This window comes from Bradyrhizobium sp. 25ACV, from assembly GCF_054863005.1.
This window is the reverse complement of the sequence record NZ_JAVAYO010000010.1, coordinates 46,656-65,537: the sequence shown is the minus strand read 5'-3', so window position 1 is coordinate 65,537 and position 18,882 is coordinate 46,656. Positions and strand designations below refer to the sequence as shown.

Genomic DNA, 18,882 nt, shown 5'->3' with positions numbered 1-18,882 from the left:
GAGCGCCAGCCATGATCTCAAAATTCTTCATCGAGCGGCCGGTCCTGTCGAACGTCATCGCGCTGTTGATGATCCTGATCGGCGGCGTCGCGCTGTTCAACCTGGCGATCGCGCAATACCCCGACGTGGTGCCGCCGACGGTGCAGGTCACCACGCGCTATCCCGGCGCCAGCGCCAAGACCGTGATCGACACGGTTGCCTTGCCGATCGAGCAGCAGGTCAACGGCGTCGAGGACATGCTCTACATGCAGTCCTATAGCGGCTCCGACGGCAGCTACACGCTGACCGTCACCTTCAAGATCGGCACCGACCTGAACTTCGCGCAGGTGCTGGTGCAGAATCGCGTCTCCAGCGCATTGTCGCAGCTGCCGCAGTCGGTACAGAACCAGGGCGTCACCGTGCAGAAGCGATCGACCTCGATCCTGCTGTTCGTGACGCTGACCTCGCCGGATTCGAGATACGACAGCCTTTACCTGAGCAATTACGCCACCATCAACATCCGCGACGAGCTCTCGCGCCTGCCCGGCGTCGGCAACGTCACCGTGTTCGGTGCCGGCCAGTATTCGATGCGGGTCTGGCTCGATCCCAACAAGCTGCAGGTCCTTGGCCTCGTGCCGCAGGACGTCATCAACGCGATTCAGCAACAGAGCCAGCAGGTCTCCGCCGGCCAGGTCGGCGCGCCGCCGACGCCGCCGGGCCAGGCGTTCCAGTACACGCTCAACGTCAACGGACGGCTCGACGACACCAGCCAGTTCGAGAACATCATCGTCAAGTCGGGGACCAGCGGCGACGTCACGCGCGTGCGCGACGTCGGCTGGGTCGAGCTGGGGGCGCAGACCTACAGCCAGATCTTTTCGCTCAACAAGCAGCCCGCCACCGGCATCGGCGTATTCCAGTCGCCCGGCGCCAACGCGCTCCAGGTCGAGCAGGCCGTCGAGAAGAAGATGGCGGACCTCGCCAAGCGTTTCCCGGAAGGCATCAAATACGACACGCCGTTCGACACCACCAAATTCGTCGAGGCTTCGGTGCACGAGGTCTACATGACATTGATCGAGGCCGGCCTGTTGGTGCTGGTCGTGATCCTGGTGTTCCTGCAGGACTGGCGCGCGATGCTGGTACCTGCGACGACCGTGCCGGTCACCATCATCGGCGCTTTCGCCGCCATGGCGGCGCTCGGCTTCACCATCAACATGTCGACGCTGTTCGCGATCGTGCTCGCGATCGGCATCGTGGTCGACGACGCCATCGTCGTGGTGGAAGGCGCCGCGCACAACATCGAGCAGGGCCTGAACGGCCACGACGCCGCGATCAAGGCGATGGACCAGCTGTTCGCGCCGATCGTTGGCATCACCTTGGTACTGATCTCGGTGTTTTTGCCGGCCTCGTTCCTCGCCGGGCTCACCGGGCGGATCTATTCGCAATTCGCGCTGGTGATCGCGGCGACCGCGCTGCTGTCCGCCATCAACGCGGCGACGCTGAAGCCGACGCAATGCGCGCTGTGGCTGCGACCGACGGTGCCGCCGGAACAGCGCAATTTCTTCTACAGAGGTTTCAACGCGGTCTATGACCGCGTCGAGCGAGGCTACACGCGGCTGATCACCTTCCTGTGCAGGCACGCGACGGTGTCGGTCGCGTTCGCGCTGCTGGTCATCGGCGCCAGCGGCTACGGCCTGTCGCGGGTGCCGACCGGCTTCCTGCCGATCGAGGACCAGGGCTATCTGATCGCCGCCGTGCAGTTGCCCGACGGGGCCGCGCTGGAGCGGACCCAAGCCGTGCTCGACAGAGCGAGCGGGCTGATCAAGGAGACGCCCGGCGTGGCGCAGGTTATCACCATTGCCGGCATCTCCGCGCTCGACAACAGCGCCAGCCTTGCCAATGCCGGGGTCGCCTACATCATCCTGAAGGACTGGGATGCGCGCAAAGGCCCCGGCGAGGATCTGCGCTCGCTGGTTTATGGCCTCAACGACAAGCTCGCGACCATCATGGAGGCGCGCACGCTGGTGCTGCCGCCGCCGCCAATCCAGGGCATCGGCAACGCCGCCGGCTTCTCGATGCAGGTCGAGCTGCGCGACGGCAACAGCGATTTCGCCAAGCTGCAGGCGATCACCGGCGCGATGGTCAGTAACGGCCAGAGCCAGAGCGCGCTGCAGCGCGTGCAGTCCTCGTTCCGCTCCTCGGTGCCGCAGTTCAACGTCGAGATCGACCGGGTCAAGACCCAGACGCTGCACGTCACGACGGACCAGGTGTTCTCGGCGCTGTCGACCTATCTCGGCTCGTCCTATGTCAACCAATTCAACAAGTTCGGCCGCGTGTTCCAGGTCTACACCCAGGCCGATCCCGCGTTCCGCGTCACCGAGCGCGACATCGCCAACATGCAGGTGCGCAACTCGAACGGCGACATGATCCCGATCGGCACCGTCGCCAAGATCACGCCGGCGACGGGACCATCGCTGATCAGCCTCTACAACCTCTATCCGTCCTCGACCGTGATCGGCCTGCCGGCGCAGGGGTACTCCTCCGGCCAGTCGCTGAAGCTGATGGAGGAGATCGCCGACAAGACGCTGCCCCCGGGCACCGGCTATGAGTGGACCGCGATGTCCTATCAGGAGAAGGCGGTCAGCAACCAGATCTACTGGGTGTTCGGCCTTGCCATGCTGCTGGTCTATCTCGTGCTCGCCGGCCAGTATGAGAGCTGGTACGCGCCGATCTCGGTGATCCTCGCGGTGCCGCTGTCGCTGCTCGGGCCGATGCTGATCCTCTCCGGGCTCAAGATCGACAATAACCTGTATTGCCAGATCGGCCTGATCCTCCTGATCGCGCTGTCGGCCAAGAACGCGATCCTGATCGTCGAGGTCGGGCTCGAGCTGCACGGCCGCGACGGCAAGCCGGTGGTGGAGGCCGCGATCGAGGCGGCGCGCGCCCGCTTCCGCCCGATCCTGATGACCTCGTTCGCCTTCATCCTCGGCGTGGTGCCCCTGGTGCTCGCGACCGGCGCCGGCGCCAGCGCGCGCAAATCGATCGGCATCACGGTATTCTCGGGCATGCTGGCCTCGACCTGCCTCGCCGTGCTGTTCGTACCGGCCTTCTTCGTGGTGGTGCAGCGCTTCGAGAACTGGCGGGCGAGCAAGAAGGCGCCGAAGGTGGTGGCGGCGGTCAAGCCTTAGGCCTTCTCTACCGCCACCTGCCTTGCCTCGCCGCTCGACACCAGCAGCACCGACACCTTCGACTGCCTGAGCACGGCGTCGGCGACGCCGCCGAAGGAGAGATGGTCGGCCTGGATGCGGTCGACGCCCATGACGACGAGATCGACGTCGGTGGTGTCGATCTCGCGCAGGATCGCGGCTTCCGGCGCCCGGTTCACCCGCAGCGTGGTGGTGATGTCGACGTCGTAGCGGGCGGCGAGATCGCTGGCGTCCTTGAGGATGCCCGCCTCCTGGCCGAGGCCACGGGAGGCGCCGCGCTGCGCGCCCCTGTCGCGCGTCGTCGCGACATAGATCACCCGGAGCGAGCCTGATCCTCCTTGCGCCAGCGCGACCGCGACCTCGGCGCCGCGCTTGGAGATGCCGCTGCCGGACACGGGAACGAGGATGTTGAGCGCCTCGGGCGCCGGCTGCTTCAGGTGCTTGCCCTTGGCCGCGACGATCGCGAGCGGTCCTTCGAACTTCGCGGCGATGTCGTCGATCTTGCGATCGAAGCGGTCCTTGGTCGCGATGATCTTGTCGATGCCAACCACCAGAAGATCAAAACCCTTGCGCGCCTCGTCGGCGATGGTCTCGCTGAGCTCCGCTTGCCTCGCACGGGTGACGACATCGACGTTGCCGGCCCCGCCGTCGCCATGGGTGGACACGACTTCGGCGGCCTTCTTCACCACCGCTTCGTGGCTCGCCTCCTGGTCGCGGCCCTTCTCCTGCTCCTTGGCGCTCTTGCCGATATGCAGCACGGTGATCGGCAGCCCGCGCATGCCGGCGATCAGGCCGGCGATGTGGGCGGCAAAGGTGGCGTTGACGCTTTCGTCCACCGCCAGCAACGGGCGCTCGAGATTGGCGAGGAAACCGCGCTTCTCGAACTCCTCCCGCTCCAGCCGCTCCTTCTCGTCCTTGTTCATCGGCAGCCTCGCCAGCGCCGCGCGCAGCATCGGCGGCATCGCCATCGTGGTCACGATCGCCATGGTCACGATCATCGTGAACAGGTTCTGGCTCAGCACGCCGATGGACAGGCCAATGGTCGCGATGATCACCTCGGTCGAGCCGCGGGCATTCATGCCGCTCGCCAGCGCCAGCGATTCCCGATGGTTCAGGCCGCCCAATGTGCCGCCGACGAAGGCGCCGCCGAACTTGCCGACGCTGGCGATCACGACCAGGAGGCCGGTGAGCATCAGCAGATTCGGATCACGCAGCACCGACAGGTCGGCGCTGAGGCCGGCGAGGCCGAAGAACACCGGCATGAAGAAGCTGGAGATCAACCCGCGCAGGCGCTCGTCGATCTGCCGCGTCAGGATCGGTGATTCCCCGACCAGGATGCCGGCGACGAAGGCACCGAGCACGGTGTGTACGCCGATCAGATGCGTGATCAGCGCCATCACGCTCATCAACAGCAGGATCACCGTGATCACCGCCGCCGCGCTGACGAGATTGTCATTGGCCCAGCGGATCAGCTGGAACACCAGGCGGCGCCCGATGGTGAAGCTGACGGCGAGGAAGGCGAGCGTGCCTAGCACGGCTTTCGCGACCGAGGCGATATCCAGCGTACCGTGCGAGGCCAGGCTGAAGATGACGGCGATGATGATCCAGCCGATGGTGTCGTCGATCACGGCGGTCGCGACGATGATCTGACCGACATTGCGGCGCATGAAATTCATCTCGCGCACCACCACCGCGACGATCTTGACCGAGGAGATCGACAGTGCCGTGCCCATGAACAGCGAAGCGACCAGGCGGGCTTGCGGATCGGGCAGCAGCGCATCGGGCAGGAACTCTCCGAGCGCGAAGCCGCAGGCGAAGGGCACGAGGATGCCGGCGATCGAGATCGCGATCGCGGCCCTGCCGACTTTCCTGACCAGCTTGAGGTCGGTCTCCATGCCGGTGAGCAGCAGCAGGAGCAGGATGCCGAACTGGGCAATGCCGTCGAGCATCGCCTTCTGCTCGGGTGCCTTCGGGAAGATCGCGTGCTGCGCTTCGGGCCAGATCCAGCCGAACAGCGACGGTCCGAGGATGATGCCGGCGAGCAACTCGCCGATCACCGAGGGCTGGCCGACGCGCTGCATGATCTCGCCGAGACCGCGACCGACCGCGATCAACAGCACGATCTGCGCCACCAGCAGGAATTCGGATGGGCCGGCCGCTTTGCCGCCCTCGGCACCGGCCGCAATGGTGGTGAGGACAAGCGCCGCGGGGACGAGGCCGACCGGTCGGAGCAGGCGCCATGGCATGCTGGTGTCTTCCCCCTTTGCCCGCCCCGAGGTCGGGGCCACGGGGATAGAACCCGCCGGAGGTGGAGCGGGTTCCCGAGACGTGAGGCGTGCCCCGGACGCAGCGCAGCGCCGCTTGGCGGTGCGCTGCCGAGCCGGGGCCCACGCAACACGGGAATACTTGGCCTCTGGGTCCCGGCTCTGCGCTCCGCTTCGCTGCGCTGGTCCGGGACACGGAGCCCTCACACCGGCTGCGGCGTCCTGATCTCGCGGGGCAGGATGATGGCGGCTGCGATTGCCAGCAGGCAGAGCGCGGCGAAGGCGTGCAGCATGGTGACGAAACCGCCCTGCTCGTAGAGCCAGGCCACCAGGCCGACCGAGGCGCCGGCCGCGGTGAAGCCGATGAAATAGCGTACCGCGTAGGCGCGCGAGCGCCATTCCTCGCTGGTGTACTTGCCGACCATGGCATCGTTCACCGTGACCTGTCCGAACGCGCCCATGACGATGCCGATCGAGACCAGGATCAGCGGCAGATTGTTCAGGCTGGCGGCCAGATACAGGAACGGCGCCAGCATGAAGGACAGCGGCAATGCCACCGTCTTTAGCGAATAACGATCGAGCAGCCGGCCGATCGTGTACTGCGTCATCGCGCCGAACACGTAGACGCAGGCCGCGATGACGCCGAGCAGCGCCGGGCTCTTCGTCAAATCGGCGAGCCGTTCCGCGAACAGTTTTGGCAGCGCGACGGTGACGGCGTTGAACGTCGTCGAGATCGCGATCACCACGATCAGCAGCGACAGCACCACGCGCCACATGTCCTGCTTGGCCACCCGCGCCTGCGCCGCCGCCTGCTTCGAGCCCTTGCGGTCCTCGTGCACGACCATCATCGCAAAGGCGATACCGATCAGGATCGTGACCACGCCGGGAACGATGAAGGCGAAACGCCAGCCGAGATACTGGCCGATCACGCCTGTCACCAGCGCGGAGGAGGCAACGCCGAGATTGCCCCAGACGCCGTTGATCCCCATCTCGCGGCCGAGCCGGTCGGCATAGGACACGATCATGGCGGTGCCGACGGGATGGTAGATCGAGGCAAAGATGCCGATCGCCAGCAGCGCCGCGCCGAGCTGCGCCGGGGTCTGCACGAAGCCGACCGCGATCATGGACGCACCGATGCCGACGAAGAAGATCAGCATCATGTGGCGGCGGCTCCAGCGGTCGCCGAGCCAGCCGGTGAGCAGCGAGCCGGCGCCAAAAGCCACGAAGCCAGGTGTCGCGTAGGGCAAAAGTTCCGAATAGGCCATGCCGAGCGCCGGCCCCATGATGATGACGGCGGCAGCGAAGATCAGCATCGCATAATGGTCGATGAAATGGCCTGCGTTGACGAAACTGATGACCCGGCTGGGGCTGTTCATACGAATCCTCTCCTGCTCCGAAATGAGTTATATGTCCTCCCCATGACGGGATGCTGCCAATGACTGTCTTGGAAACGCCAATCCTGAGGGAGGTCCGGAGCAACCACCGCTCGCCTGCGGGGGTGCATCTGGTGGCGCGCGACTATCCCAAGGGCATGCGGATCGATCCGCACCTCCACCGCGAGGCGCAGTTGATCTATGCGGCCAAGGGCACGATGCAGGTGACGACGCCCGGGGGGCGATGGCTGGTGCCGCCGGACCGCGCGGTCTGGGTCCCGGCCGGGCTCGAGCACGCCATCGATCTGCTCGCCGACATCGAGATGCGCACGCTGTATTTCGACCTGTCCTGGCTGAAGCGCGAGCAGCGCTATGACGGCCTGACCCGGGAATTCGTGGTGCGGGTGTCGCCGCTGCTCAATCAGGCGATCCTGGCGCTGTTCGACGTGCGCAATACGGAGGAGCGCACCGAGCTGCTGGTGCGCCTCGTGATGCTGGAATTGCACCAGGCCGAGGATTCCGCGACCTTCGTGCCGCTGCCGCGCGAGCCGCGCTGCCGGCGGGCCGCCATGATCGTGCTCGACGATCCCACCGGCCTGCATGACATCGACACGCTGGCGCGCGAGGTTGGAACTTCCGCGCGGACGCTGTCGCGGCTGTTCTCGACGGAAACGCAGCTGAGCTTCAAGAGCTGGTGCCAGCGCGCGCGGATCGCCGCGGCGATCCAGCGGCTCTCGACGGATGCCAGCGTATCGGTGAAGCAGCTCGCGACCCAGCTCGGCTACGCCAGCGTGCCCGCGTTCTCGGCCGCGTTCCGTCAGGTGACGGGGCGAACGCCGACGGAGTTTGCCACACACTCGGTGTCGTCGCCCGGCTTGACCGGGCGACCCAGTACGCCGAGCCGGCGCGGCTAGAATCGAGAAGCTGCGGCGTACTGGATGCCCCGGTCAAGCCGGGGCATGACGGCGCGTTGTGTCGGCTCCCACCCTCCACCAGCCATCCCGTCATTCCCGCAACGCACGGCCCAACTAAAGTTGCCGCATTCCTCCGCTTGATTGTGATCGGCTTCCACCCAAATTCCGTGTAAGCTTCCGCAACGCACAAACCCGACACGAAAGTCCCGATGGCCAACGCCTTCTTCTCCGATCTGCTCGCCACGATCTCCGAGCGCGGCCGCACGCTGCTTCGTCGAGGAGATTCCGCCGACACCAGACGGGATGCCGACGGACTGATCGATCTCTGCGATGCGCTGCTGTCGGGCCGGGGCGAGGCATCGGGCATAGCCATCGCGCGCGAGGTGCTCGACATCTACCGGGATCTGGATCCTGCGGGACGCCGCGCCTTCTTCCACGGGCTGGTGCGCGATTTCGGCCCGGACCGGGAGCGCCTGTCCAAGGCGATCGAGAAATGGCGCGCCGCGCCGAGCGACGAGGACGCAAGCTCGCTGCATTTCGCCTCGGAGCCGCGGCGGCAGGAGCTGATCCGCCGCCTCAACCGCGCGCCCGGCGGCACCGGCGATCTCGTCAACATGCGCGCCGATCTGCTCGGCATGATGAACGGCCAGTCCGATCTCGCCGCGCTCGATCGCGACGTCTCGCATCTTCTCTCTTCGTGGTTCAACAGGGGGTTTCTCGTGCTGCGCAGGATTGACTGGTCGACCCCGGCCAACATCCTCGAAAAGATCATCCGCTACGAGGCCGTGCACGAGATCTCCGACTGGGACGATCTGCGCCGCCGCATCGATCCGGTCGACCGCCGCTGCTACGCCTTCTTCCATCCCGCGATGGTCGACGAGCCCTTGATTTTCGTCGAGGTGGCGCTGACCGAGACGATCCCCGGCGCGATCGCGCCGCTGCTTGCGGTCGACCGCCAGTATCTGCCGATCGAGCGCGCGCGCACCGCCGTGTTCTATTCGATCTCCAACACCCAGCGCGGTCTCGGCGGCATCTCCTTCGGCAGCTTCCTGATCAAGCAGGTGGTCGAAGAGCTGCGCCGCGAAACGCCCAAGCTCGACACCTTCGTGACGCTGTCACCAGTGCCGGGCTTCATGCCATGGCTGAAGCAGGACAAGGACCTGCCGCTGTCGGACGAGGACCGCGAGGTGCTGAAGCGCCTCGACGACCCCAAATGGTTCGAGAGCCCCGAGACGACGGCACAGCTCCGCGCCGTGATCGAGCCGCTCGCGGCGCACTATTTCCTGAAGGCACGCACGCCGAAGGGCAAGCTGATCGATTCCGTCGCCCGCTTCCATCTCGGCAACGGCGCCAGGCTGGAGCGCATCAACTGGCTCGGCGATCTCTCACCGAAGGGCGTGCGGGAATCCGCCGGCGTGATGGTCAACTATCTCTACCGTCTCGACGACATCGAGAAGAACCACGAAGCGTATGCCAATGACGGCGAGGTCGTGGCGTCCAGCGCGGTGAAGAAGCTGCTGAAAGGTGAAGGGCGAAGGCTGCTGGATATGCGGCTGTCGTAAGCCGCGAACTCAACTGTCGTCCCGGACAAGCGAAGCGCAGATCCGGGATCCATAACCACAGGCTTGGGTTTGGCGAAGACTCGGAGTTATCAGCTCGCTCCATAACCTCTCCCTGGGGTTATGGGTCCCTGCTTTCGCAGGGACGACACTGAGTAAGTGGCGCGATTGTCGCGCGCCACTCGCGCTTAGCAACCCCTACTCCGCCAGAGCTTTCATCTCCTTGTAGAGATCCGACTTGCCTTCAAAACCGATGCCTGCAAGCTCCGGCATGGTGATGTGGCCGTTCTCGACGCGCACGCCATCCGGGAAGCCGCCGTAGGGCTGGAACAGGTCGGGGTAGCTTTCGTTGCCACCCAAGCCCAATCCCGCGGCGATGTTGAGCGACATCTGGTGGCCGCCATGCGGGATGCAGCGGCTCGGGGACCAGCCGTGGGTCTTCAGCACTTCCAGCGTGCGCTGGTATTCGCACAGGCCGTAGGACAGCGCGCAGTCGAATTGCAGCCAGTCGCGGTCGGGGCGCATGCCGCCGTAGCGGATCAGGTTGCGGGCGTCCTGGTGGCTGAAGAGATTCTCGCCTGTGGCCATCGGGCCCGGATAGAATTCGGCGAGCGCGGCCTGCAGCGCGTAGTCGAGGGGATCGCCGACTTCCTCGTACCAGAACAAGGGATAGTCGCGCAGCATCTTGGCGTAGGCGATGCCGGTCTCGAGATTGAAGCGGCCGTTGGCGTCGACGGCGAGCTGCGCGTCCTTGCCGATCTCCTTCAGCACCGCCTCGATGCGGGTGCGGTCTTCCTCGATTGCCGCGCCGCCGATCTTCATCTTCACGACGTTGTAGCCGCGATCGAGATAGCCGCGCATCTCGCCGCGCAGCATCGAGAGGTCCTTGCCGGGATAGTAATAGCCGCCGGCGGCGTAGACGAAGACGCGCGGATTGGCTTTGACGCCGTGCCGTTCGGCGAGCAGGCGAAACAGCGGCTTGCCCGCGATCTTCGCCACCGCGTCCCACACCGCCATGTCGATGGTGCCGACTGCGACCGAGCGCTCGCCATGGCCGCCCGGCTTCTCGTTGGTCATCATCGCGCCCCAGACCTTGTCGGGGTCGAGATTGTCGCCAGCCGCATTCAGCAGCGACTTCGGATCGGCCTCGGTGATGCGCGAGGCAAAACGCTCGCGGATCAGGCCGCCCTGCCCGTAACGGCCGTTGGAGTTGAAGCCGTAGCCGATCACGCGCTTGCCGTCGCGCACCACGTCGGTGACGACGGCGACGAGGCTCGTCGTCATCTTGGTGAAGTCGATATAGGCGTTGCGGATCGGCGATGAGATCGGCTTGGTGATCTCGCGGACGTCGACGATGCGGACGGACATGGGGGTTGCCTTTGGTGGTCGAGAGGAATTCGTCGGACTGTCTCCCCGTCATCCTGAGGTGCGAGTGATGGGGCGCTCAGCGCCCCATCGGGAGCCTCGAAGGATGAACGGCCGAGGTGCAGCCGGGCTGTCGCCCTTCGAGGGCCGCTGAAGGAGCGGCCACCTCAGGGTGACGGTTTTGCATTTGGACGCGCGGCGGATTCGCATCGCCCCAGAATGACGGCGGTCTATTTCTTATCCCTGAAATACGGCTCCACCGGCCCGTGCACCTTGATGGTCAGCGGGTTGCCGTGACGGTCCTTGGCGTTGCCGGCGGTGACGCGGACCCAGCCTTCGCTGATGCAGTACTCCTCGACATTGGTCTTCTCGACGCCCTTGAAGCGGATGCCGACGTCGCGCGCCAGGATGTCCGCGTTGTAATAGGGGCTGTTCGGATCGACCGACAGGCGGTCCGGAAATTCGTCGCTCATGATTGTCTCGCTCATAACAGGGTCTCGATTTGATTCCGTAATCCTTCCGGCCGTGCGGTCGGCGCGTAGCGCGCGATCACCTTGCCGGTACGGTCCACCAGGAATTTGGTGAAATTCCATTTGATGGAGGCGCCTAACAGGCCGGATTGCTGGTGTTTCAGGTACTCATACAGAGGGTGCGCATGGGCGCCGTTGACGTCGATCTTCTCGAACAGGGGAAAGGTGACGTCGTAATTGGTCGAGCAGAACGCCTGGATCTCGCTCGCCTGCCCCGGCTCCTGCGCGCCGAACTGGTTGCAGGGGAAGCCGAGCACCGAGAAGCCGCGCGGCGAGAGATCGCGATGCAGATCCTCCAGACCGCGATATTGCGGCGTGAAGCCGCATTTGCTCGCGGTGTTGACGATCAGCAGCACCTGCCCCTCGAAGCGGCGGAGCGCAACCTCCTCACCCGCGAGCGAGTTGGCCTTGAAATCGTAGATCGCGGACATCGCTAACCCACGGGATCGATCGGCGACGGCGGCACGCCGCCCGCCTCGATCGCTTCGCCGGCGAGCAGGCACAGATCCTCGCGATAGCGGCCGGAGACGATGTGCACGCCGACCGGCGCCTTGCCGACCAGACCCGTGGAGACCACGAGGCCCGGCAGACCCATGAAGGGAATGGCGATCTGCGGCAGCTGAGCTTCCCAGACCCGCTTGAAGGACTCATCGTCCTTGCGATCGAGATGATCGGGGAACGGCAGCTCGCCGGACACCGGCGTCAGCAGCACCGCGTATTTTTCGAAGAACAGCATCCAGTCGCGGGTCAGCGTGGCTCTGCGGGTCAGCGCCTTGGCGTAATTCGCCTGGTCCATCGGCGTGACCCTGCCGCGATTGCCGCGCAGGCACGCCAGCGCACCGGGATCGCCCTCACGCTCGGCCATCTCCAGCTGCGCCTCATAGCCGTCGCCGAGCCAGAGCTTGATCTGCCACTCGACCGCCTCGCGCATCGGCGGCGTGTCCTCGATGACGTCGACGGTCCAGCCCGCGCGCTCCAGCCGCTTGCCGGCATCGCTCACCGCTGCCTTCACCTCCGGCGTCGTGGCAAGGCCGCCCGGATTGAGGCAGAGCGCGGCGCGCTTGTCCCGTGCGGGGCCTTCCAGCGGCACTGGTGCGAACCAGGGATCGCGGATGTCGCGGGCCGACATCGCGGCCAGCGAAATCCTGAGATCGTTGACGGTGCGCGCCAGCGGACCCGACACCGCCATGATCTGCGGCCCGATCGGACGCTCCGGCAGCGCCGGGTTGAAGGCGGGAATGCGGCCCAGCGTCGGGCGCAGGCCGTGCACGCCGCAGGCATAGGCGGGGTAGCGGATCGAGCCGGCAATGTCGGTGCCGTGGGCGATGTGGCCGATGCCGGCCGCGACCGCCGAACCGGCGCCGCCGGACGAGCCGCCCGGGGTCAGAGAGGCGTCACGCGGATTCTTGGTGTCGCCATGGACGAGGTTGGTGGTGAACCAACGATAGGAGAAGGCCGGGCAATTGGTGCGGCCAAGGAGAATGGCCCCGGCTTTGCGGAAATTGGCGACCACCGGATTGTCCTCGCGCGCGATCAAATCGCGCTGGAGCTTCAGGCCGTTGGTGGTGGCAAAGCCCTCCTGGTCGACATTGGCCTTGATGGTGACGGGCACGCCGGCGAGCACGCCGGGGTCCTCGCCCCGCGCGATGGCGGCATCGACGGCGTCGGCCTGCTTGAGCACGTCGTCCGGCCGGTGGTCGATCACCGCGTTGAGCTGGGGATTGACGGCATCCAGGCGGGCAAGCCCGCCCTTGGCCGCCTCCCTGGCGGACACCTTTTTGGACTTGACGAGGGTGGCGAGGTCGGCAGCCGACAGGCGCCAGAGATCTTGCATGGCTTGCTCCGTGTAACCGGCGTCTTTTAGCGCCGGGAACGCGGCAAAGCCATGCGGATTTCGCAGGGGCGAAGGCGCTGGGGCGCCGGGTGGTGCCTCATTCTCCGTCGTCTTTGCGACGGGGAAAGAGTGGGGGCTAATGCCGCGTCGCGGACGCGTCCGGGATGTCCAGCAGCGCCTCGGTGAAGGGAAACTCCAGCACGATCTCGCCTTCGGCGTCGGTCACCTCGATCACGGCATCCAGCAGGGCGCGCTGGGTGCCCTCGGATTTCACCACCTCCAGGATCATCTGGCGGGCGACCTCCCAGGCGCGGTCGGGGTTGCGCAGATCCTCGCCTTCGGGATCCACGATCAGTTCGTCGCCGATACGGGTGTTGAAGTAGTATCTGGGCATCATCGAGATCCAGTTGGGTCGCCTGTACCGGATTGAAAGCTGCACTGCACTCACAACTGCTTTATCAGGACAGGGTTCGCGACCGAATGCGCCGAACGCAAGGCAGCGCCCCGGAAGTGAGAGTTCCCGAGGGCTTTTTTTCGCGGCGCAACATGGGCTTCTCGGGAAAATTTCACTGGCGAACTTCTCGGCGCGCACTAATTTAACGGGTGGGCGATACGTCCGAATTCGCGAAAATGGAGTGCCAAAATGGCCTGGAAAGCCCCGAAGATCGTCGAAGTGCCCTGTGGCATGGAAATCAACATGTATGTGAGCGCCACCCGCAAGTAAGCGGTTGGTGATCTGCGTTCAGCGCAGGTGGGTCTTTAGGTCACGACTGGTTTCCGAATGAGGGAAATCGTGTCGGCCTGAGATCCACCTCGTGACGTTGCTTCCAGGAGACGGATCATGCTTCGCGTCGTCGTCCTGGGCGCCGCAGCCGGCGGCGGAGTGCCGCAATGGAATTGCGGCTGCGAGGGCTGCCGGGCGGCCCGTGAGAACGGCCATGAGCTCTTGAGAACCCAGGCCTCGGTCGCCTTCAGCGGCGACGGCGAGCACTGGTTCCTGATCAATGCCTCCCCGGACCTGCGCCAGCAATTGAATGCCACTCCGCAACTGCACCCCAAGGCCGGGGCGTTGCGCCATACGCCGATTGCGGGCGTGATCCTGACAAACAGCGAAGTTGATGCGGTTGCCGGCCTGCTGTCGATGCGCGAGGGCTCGCCCTTCACGGTCTATGCGCACGAGAAGGTGCTGGCGATCCTGAAGAGCAACAGCATCTTCAACGTGCTGAATGAAAAGAACGTGCGGCGCCAGCCGATCGACATCAGCGAGCCGTTTGAGCCGCGGCTACCGGACGGCGCGCGATCGGGGCTGGAAGTGCTGGCCTTCGCAGTCCCCGGTAAATCCGCCTGGTATCTGGAAGGCAAGGCGCATCCCGGTGGCGCGAGCGGCGACGGCGATACGCTGGGCCTGAAGATCACCGACAAGGCGACCGGCAAGTGTTTCTACTTCATCGCGGCCTGCGCCGAGGTGACCGACACGCTGAAGGCCGAGATCGACGGCGCCGCTTTGGTGTTCTTCGACGGCACGGTCTGGCAGGACGACGAGATGATCAAATGCGGGCTCGGCCACAAGACCGGCAAGAGCATGGGACATGTCGCCATGTCCGGCGACGACGGCGCCATCGCGCGGCTGGCCGACCTCGCTATCGACAGGAAGATATTTCTGCATATCAATAACTCGAACCCGGCGCTGCTACCTGCCTCATCCGAGCGCAAGGCCGTCGAGGCGGCGGGCTGGCAGATACCGGCGGATGGAACGGAGATCGTGCTGTGAATGCGGCGTCAATGACTGGAATGACTGCGCTGTCGATCGGCAAGGATCTGAGGCTCAACTCGGCCGAGGAGCTCGAGGCGACGCTGCGCCATATCGGGGCGACGCGCTATCACAGCCTGCATCCGTTCCATAAGCTGCTGCACGGCGGCAAGCTGAACAAGGGTCAGGTGCAGGCCTGGGCGCTGAACCGCTACTATTACCAGAGCACGATCCCGATCAAGGACGCGGTGGTGATCTCGCGCTTCCGCGACCGCGCCACGCGCCTGGAGTGGCGCCACCGCATCGAGGACCATGACGGCGACGTCGGCAGCGAGGGCGGCATCGAGCGCTGGCTGAAGCTGACCGAGGGACTCGGGCTCGACACGGCTTACGTGGAATCGACCGAAGGCATCCTGCCGGCGACGCGCTTCGCGGTCGAAGCCTACGTCCACTACTGCCGCGAGAAGAGCCCGCTGGAGGCGATCGCCTCCTCGCTCACCGAGCTGTTCGCGCCAAATCTGCATGAAGAACGCATCTCCGGCATGCTGGAGCACTATGATTTCGTCAATCCTGACATCATGAGCTACTTCAAGCGCCGCCTGGCGCAGGCGCCACGCGATGCCGGCTTTGCGCTCGACTATGTCAAGGTGCATGCCACGACGCCGGAGCAGCGCGCGCAAGTGTGCAACGCGCTGATCTTCAAGACCAACGTGCTATGGGTGCAACTCGACGCGCTCCAGCACGCCTATGTCGAGGGCAACATTCCGCCGGGCGCGTTCGTGCCCAAAGAAAACTAAGAAGGCGAGTTGAGGGACAAGAGCAATGGCCGGGCCGCGGAACATCAGCGTCAGCGAGACAAGCCGCCCCGTGCTGCCGCGGCATGCCAAGCTGAAATATGACGAGACGCGGAAGGTCTGGGTGATCCTGGCGCCGGAACGTGTGCTGGCCCCGGACGAGATCGCAGTCGAGGTCCTGCAGCTCTGCAACGGCGAGCGCAGCGTCGGCGATGTCTCCGATCAGCTGGCGGCAAAGTACGCCGCGCCGCGCGAGGCGATCCTCGCCGATGTCATCGTCATGCTGCAGGATCTCGCCGACAAGGGCTTTCTCACGGAGGCCCGGGAGAAGACGTCATGAGCGATGTGCTCGGCAACCCCATGATCCCGCCTGATGCCAGCGACAGCCTCGCGGTGCTGGAGAAGCAGCGCTCGACGGCGGAGACCTTTGGCATTCCGCTCGCGGTGCTGCTGGAGATCACCCATCGCTGCCCGCTGCAATGCCCCTACTGCTCCAACCCGGTCGAACTCGATCGCTCGGGCAAGGAGCTAACCACCGAGGAATGGAAGAAGGTGCTCAGCGAGCTTGCCGAGATCGGCGTGCTGCAGGTGCATTTCTCCGGCGGCGAGCCGACGGCGCGGAAAGACCTCGTCGACCTCGTCAAGCATGCCAGCGACGTTGGTCTCTACACTAATCTCATCACCTCGGCCGTGCTGCTGACGCGCGAGAAGCTCAGCGATCTCGCCGATGCCGGGCTCTGCCATGTGCAGATCTCGTTCCAGGGCATCGAGGAAGGCCTCGCCGATCGCGTTGCCGGCTACAAGAACGGACACCGCAAGAAGCTCGAAGTGGCAAAGTGGACGCGCGAGCTCGATCTGCCGCTCACCGTGAACGCGGTGATGCACCGGCAGAACCTGCACCAGTTGCCTGACATCATCCAGATGTCCGTCGATCTCGACGCCGACCGGCTCGAGGTCGCCAATGTGCAGTATTACGGCTGGGCGTTGAAGAACCGCGCCGCGCTGATGCCGACGGTGGCGCAGCTGGATGAGTGTACGCGTCTCGTCGAGGAAGCGCGCGAGCGGCTGAAGGGCACGCTCGCGATCGACTACGTCGTGCCGGACTACTACGCCTTGCGGCCGAAGAAGTGTATGGGCGGCTGGGGCCGGCAGTTCTTCAACATCTCGCCCGCCGGCAAGGTGCTGCCCTGCCACGCCGCCGAGAGCATCACCGGGCTCGACTTCGAATCCGTCCGCTCCAATCATTCGATCGCCTGGATCTGGCAGAACTCCGAAGCCTTCAACCGCTATCGCGGCACCGGCTGGATGAAGGAGCCGTGCAAGTCTTGCGAATTCCGCGAGATCGATTTCGGCGGCTGCCGCTGCCAGGCCTTCGCGCTGACAGGGGACGCCGCCAACACCGACCCGGCCTGCGCGCTGTCGCCGCTGCACGAGACCATCTTCAAGCAGGCCGAGCGTGAGGCCGAGGGCGAGACCAATCGCTTCCTCTACCGCAATTTCGCCGGCGGCACCCTGGAATCCGAGAATGGGGCCTGACGCCGACGCAGGCACAGCGGCGAGGCGCGCCGATCCCTTTGCGCCGCTGACCTCCGACATGCTCGACGTCGGCGACGGCCATGAGCTCTATGTCGAGAGCGTCGGTCGCAGCGACGGCATTCCCGCGGTCTACCTGCACGGCGGGCCCGGCAGCGGCTGCCAGCCCGATCATCGCCGGCTGTTCGATCCCGACCGTTTCTGCGCCGTGCTGTTCGACCAGCGCGGCTGCGGCCGCAGCCGGCCCAAGGGATCGCGCGAGCACAACACCACGGCGCATCTGATCGCCGACATGGAGAAAATCCGCGAAAAGTTCGGCTTCGATCGCTGTCTGGTGGTCGGCGGCTCCTGGGGCGCGACGCTGGCGCTGGCGTACGCGCAGGCCCATCCCGAGCGCGTCTCCGGCATTGCGCTGCGTGCAACCTTTCTGGGCACGCGAGCCGAGGTCGAGACGGCCTTCACGGTGCGCCTGCAGCAATTCTATCCCGCGCTCTACGAGGATTTTCTGAGCGTGCTGCCGCCCGGGGAACGCGCACACCCGGTGGAAGCCTATTATCGCCGCATCCTCGATGCCGATCCGGCCATTCACGGACCGGCGGCCCGCGCCTGGCACGACACCGAGCGAGCCCTGTCGGAGCACAAGGCGGCAAAGACGCGGCTGGACCTGGCGTCGCTGAACGTCTGGCGCACGCTGCCGGCGACGCCGTTCATGGAGGCGCATTATTTCATCAACGACAGCTTCATGAACGAAGCCCAGCTGCTGCGGAACGCGGACCGGCTCGCCGGAATTCCCGGCATTATCGTGCAGGGCCGCTACGACCTGTTGTGCCCTCCTGAGACATCACACGCACTCGCGAAAGTGTGGCCGGGTTCCGAGATTCGCCTCGTGGAAGAAGCCGGACATTCGCTCTATGATACCGGCGTGAGGGATGCGGTGATGAGGTCGATTGCCGACCTTGCGTCGAAGGCCGCGCGCTAATGCGCGAAAAAGGACAAGAAGAATGCCGCTCGCCGGAAAGGGCATGCTGCTGACGTCGATGAACATCGACGCAGCCCATGAGGCCGATTTCAACCGCTGGTACGATCGCGAACATCTGGAAGAGCGCGTCGCGATCGAGGGCTTTCTGGAAGCGCGGCGCTATGTCGCGCATGCCGCCAATCCCAAATACCTCTCGCTGTATTCGACTGCGACGCTCGACGTGCTCGACAGTCCCGCCTATCGGGCGCGACTGGCCAACCAGACCGAATGGTCGCGGCGGAGCATGGCGCATTTCAAGGACATGCTCCGTGTCGTCGCGCGCATCACCATCAGCAACGGCACCGGCCGCGGCGCTGCGCTCGGCGTGGTACGCCTGCGGCCGACGCCCGACAATGCCGGCGCATGGCGTGATGCGCTGCAAGAAAAGCTGGCGCCGGCGCGGCGCGACGGCATCATCTCGATGCATCTGCTCGAGAGCGAGCCGGAGCTCTCGGGCGCTACCGCGGACATTCCGGCGGTGCGCAACGAAGGCGCGCGTGACTGGTTCGTGCTGATCGACGGCACACATGTCGGCGCGGTCTCGGCCGTCATCGCCGAGCGCTTCACCGGCCCTGCCGCATCGCCCTTCCCGCTGCCCGTCTCGGTCGGGACTTACAGCCTGATGTGGGACCTCGCGAAGAGCGATATCGCGCGCGGCTGAACATATCTGCATCGCAGCATATTGCACCGCACGCGCCTCGCGCGCGGCCGTTAATGCTGTGCGCGCGTAGCTCCCATGAAAGCGGGGACGCGCCGAACTTTGCCG

At 65.3% G+C, this 18,882-nt stretch carries 17 protein-coding genes; 10 read left to right on the top strand and 7 right to left on the bottom strand.

Annotation, left to right across the window (positions count from 1 at the left end; all coding sequences use genetic code 11):
- Nucleotides 1-11: 11 nt before the first annotated feature.
- Nucleotides 12-3,164 carry an efflux RND transporter permease subunit gene (locus RAD04_RS23115; RefSeq protein ID WP_461625608.1) on the top strand — a complete coding sequence of 1,051 codons (3,153 nt, stop codon included), beginning with the start codon at nt 12-14 and terminating at the stop codon, nt 3,162-3,164.
- On the opposite strand, the gene RAD04_RS23110 is transcribed toward RAD04_RS23115, so the two are convergent.
- Together RAD04_RS23110 and RAD04_RS23105 are read right to left on the bottom strand one after the other, a co-directional pair.
- On the bottom strand, nt 3,161-5,428 hold the full coding sequence (locus RAD04_RS23110; protein ID WP_461625607.1) for a cation:proton antiporter domain-containing protein: 2,268 nt from the start codon (nt 5,426-5,428) through the stop codon (nt 3,161-3,163). The genes RAD04_RS23115 and RAD04_RS23110 overlap by 4 nt on opposite strands.
- A 221-nt stretch (nt 5,429-5,649) precedes the next feature.
- Nucleotides 5,650-6,822, bottom strand: coding sequence for an MFS transporter (locus tag RAD04_RS23105; protein WP_461625606.1), 1,173 nt, complete (start codon nt 6,820-6,822; stop codon nt 5,650-5,652).
- Between the two features lie 59 nt (nt 6,823-6,881).
- On the opposite strand from RAD04_RS23105, the gene RAD04_RS23100 reads away from it, so the two are divergent.
- Nucleotides 6,882-7,733 carry an AraC family transcriptional regulator gene (locus RAD04_RS23100; protein WP_461625605.1) on the top strand — a complete coding sequence of 284 codons (852 nt, stop codon included), beginning with the start codon at nt 6,882-6,884 and terminating at the stop codon, nt 7,731-7,733.
- Between the two features lie 209 nt (nt 7,734-7,942).
- Entirely contained in the window at nt 7,943-9,295 is a 1,353-nt protein-coding gene (locus RAD04_RS23095) for a malonyl-CoA decarboxylase (RefSeq protein WP_461625604.1), read from the top strand.
- A 195-nt stretch (nt 9,296-9,490) separates the two neighbouring features.
- Here RAD04_RS23095 and tarD read toward each other — a convergent pair whose 3' ends face one another.
- From tarD to RAD04_RS23070, 5 genes are all read right to left on the bottom strand, one after another.
- Nucleotides 9,491-10,660 carry a D(-)-tartrate dehydratase gene (gene tarD, locus RAD04_RS23090; RefSeq protein WP_461625603.1) on the bottom strand — a complete coding sequence of 390 codons (1,170 nt, stop codon included), beginning with the start codon at nt 10,658-10,660 and terminating at the stop codon, nt 9,491-9,493.
- A 227-nt stretch (nt 10,661-10,887) separates the two neighbouring features.
- Nucleotides 10,888-11,145: a DUF3297 family protein gene (locus RAD04_RS23085; protein ID WP_018318553.1), complete on the bottom strand. Its 258-nt coding sequence runs from the start codon at nt 11,143-11,145 to the stop codon at nt 10,888-10,890.
- Nucleotides 11,142-11,618, bottom strand: coding sequence for a glutathione peroxidase (locus RAD04_RS23080; protein WP_038950953.1), 477 nt, complete (start codon nt 11,616-11,618; stop codon nt 11,142-11,144). Before RAD04_RS23080 ends, RAD04_RS23085 begins: the two co-directional genes overlap by 4 nt.
- Nucleotides 11,619-11,620: 2 nt before the next feature.
- On the bottom strand, nt 11,621-13,021 hold the full coding sequence (locus RAD04_RS23075) for an amidase family protein (RefSeq protein ID WP_461625602.1): 1,401 nt from the start codon (nt 13,019-13,021) through the stop codon (nt 11,621-11,623).
- A 136-nt stretch (nt 13,022-13,157) separates the two neighbouring features.
- The gene (locus RAD04_RS23070) at nt 13,158-13,415 is read right to left on the bottom strand and encodes a DUF6894 family protein (protein WP_026202038.1); all 258 of its coding nucleotides are present in this window, start codon (nt 13,413-13,415) and stop codon (nt 13,158-13,160) included.
- Nucleotides 13,416-13,664: 249 nt separating this feature from the next.
- Between RAD04_RS23070 and pqqA the strand changes: the two genes are divergently transcribed.
- The 7 genes from pqqA to RAD04_RS23035 all read left to right on the top strand — a co-directional run bounded on the left by pqqA (nt 13,665) and on the right by RAD04_RS23035 (nt 18,777).
- Complete coding sequence (gene pqqA, locus RAD04_RS23065) at nt 13,665-13,745, top strand: pyrroloquinoline quinone precursor peptide PqqA (protein ID WP_007595659.1); 81 nt, start codon at nt 13,665-13,667, stop codon at nt 13,743-13,745.
- A 117-nt stretch (nt 13,746-13,862) separates the two neighbouring features.
- Nucleotides 13,863-14,792 (top strand): pyrroloquinoline quinone biosynthesis protein PqqB, encoded by a 930-nt coding sequence (gene pqqB / locus RAD04_RS23060; protein ID WP_461625601.1) that lies wholly within the window; start codon nt 13,863-13,865, stop codon nt 14,790-14,792.
- The gene (pqqC, locus tag RAD04_RS23055; RefSeq protein WP_461625600.1) at nt 14,789-15,568 is read left to right on the top strand and encodes a pyrroloquinoline-quinone synthase PqqC; all 780 of its coding nucleotides are present in this window, start codon (nt 14,789-14,791) and stop codon (nt 15,566-15,568) included. The genes pqqB and pqqC overlap by 4 nt, the downstream gene beginning before the upstream one ends.
- Nucleotides 15,569-15,593: 25 nt before the next feature.
- Nucleotides 15,594-15,905: a pyrroloquinoline quinone biosynthesis peptide chaperone PqqD gene (gene pqqD / locus RAD04_RS23050; RefSeq protein WP_091966345.1), complete on the top strand. Its 312-nt coding sequence runs from the start codon at nt 15,594-15,596 to the stop codon at nt 15,903-15,905.
- The gene (pqqE, locus tag RAD04_RS23045) at nt 15,902-17,101 is read left to right on the top strand and encodes a pyrroloquinoline quinone biosynthesis protein PqqE (RefSeq protein WP_461625599.1); all 1,200 of its coding nucleotides are present in this window, start codon (nt 15,902-15,904) and stop codon (nt 17,099-17,101) included. The genes pqqD and pqqE overlap by 4 nt, the downstream gene beginning before the upstream one ends.
- Nucleotides 17,091-18,077, top strand: a complete 987-nt coding sequence (pip, locus tag RAD04_RS23040) for a prolyl aminopeptidase (protein ID WP_461625598.1) — start codon at nt 17,091-17,093, stop codon at nt 18,075-18,077. Before pqqE ends, pip begins: the two co-directional genes overlap by 11 nt.
- A gap of 22 nt (nt 18,078-18,099) precedes the next feature.
- Complete coding sequence (locus RAD04_RS23035; protein WP_461625597.1) at nt 18,100-18,777, top strand: hypothetical protein; 678 nt, start codon at nt 18,100-18,102, stop codon at nt 18,775-18,777.
- Nucleotides 18,778-18,882 lie beyond the last annotated feature (105 nt).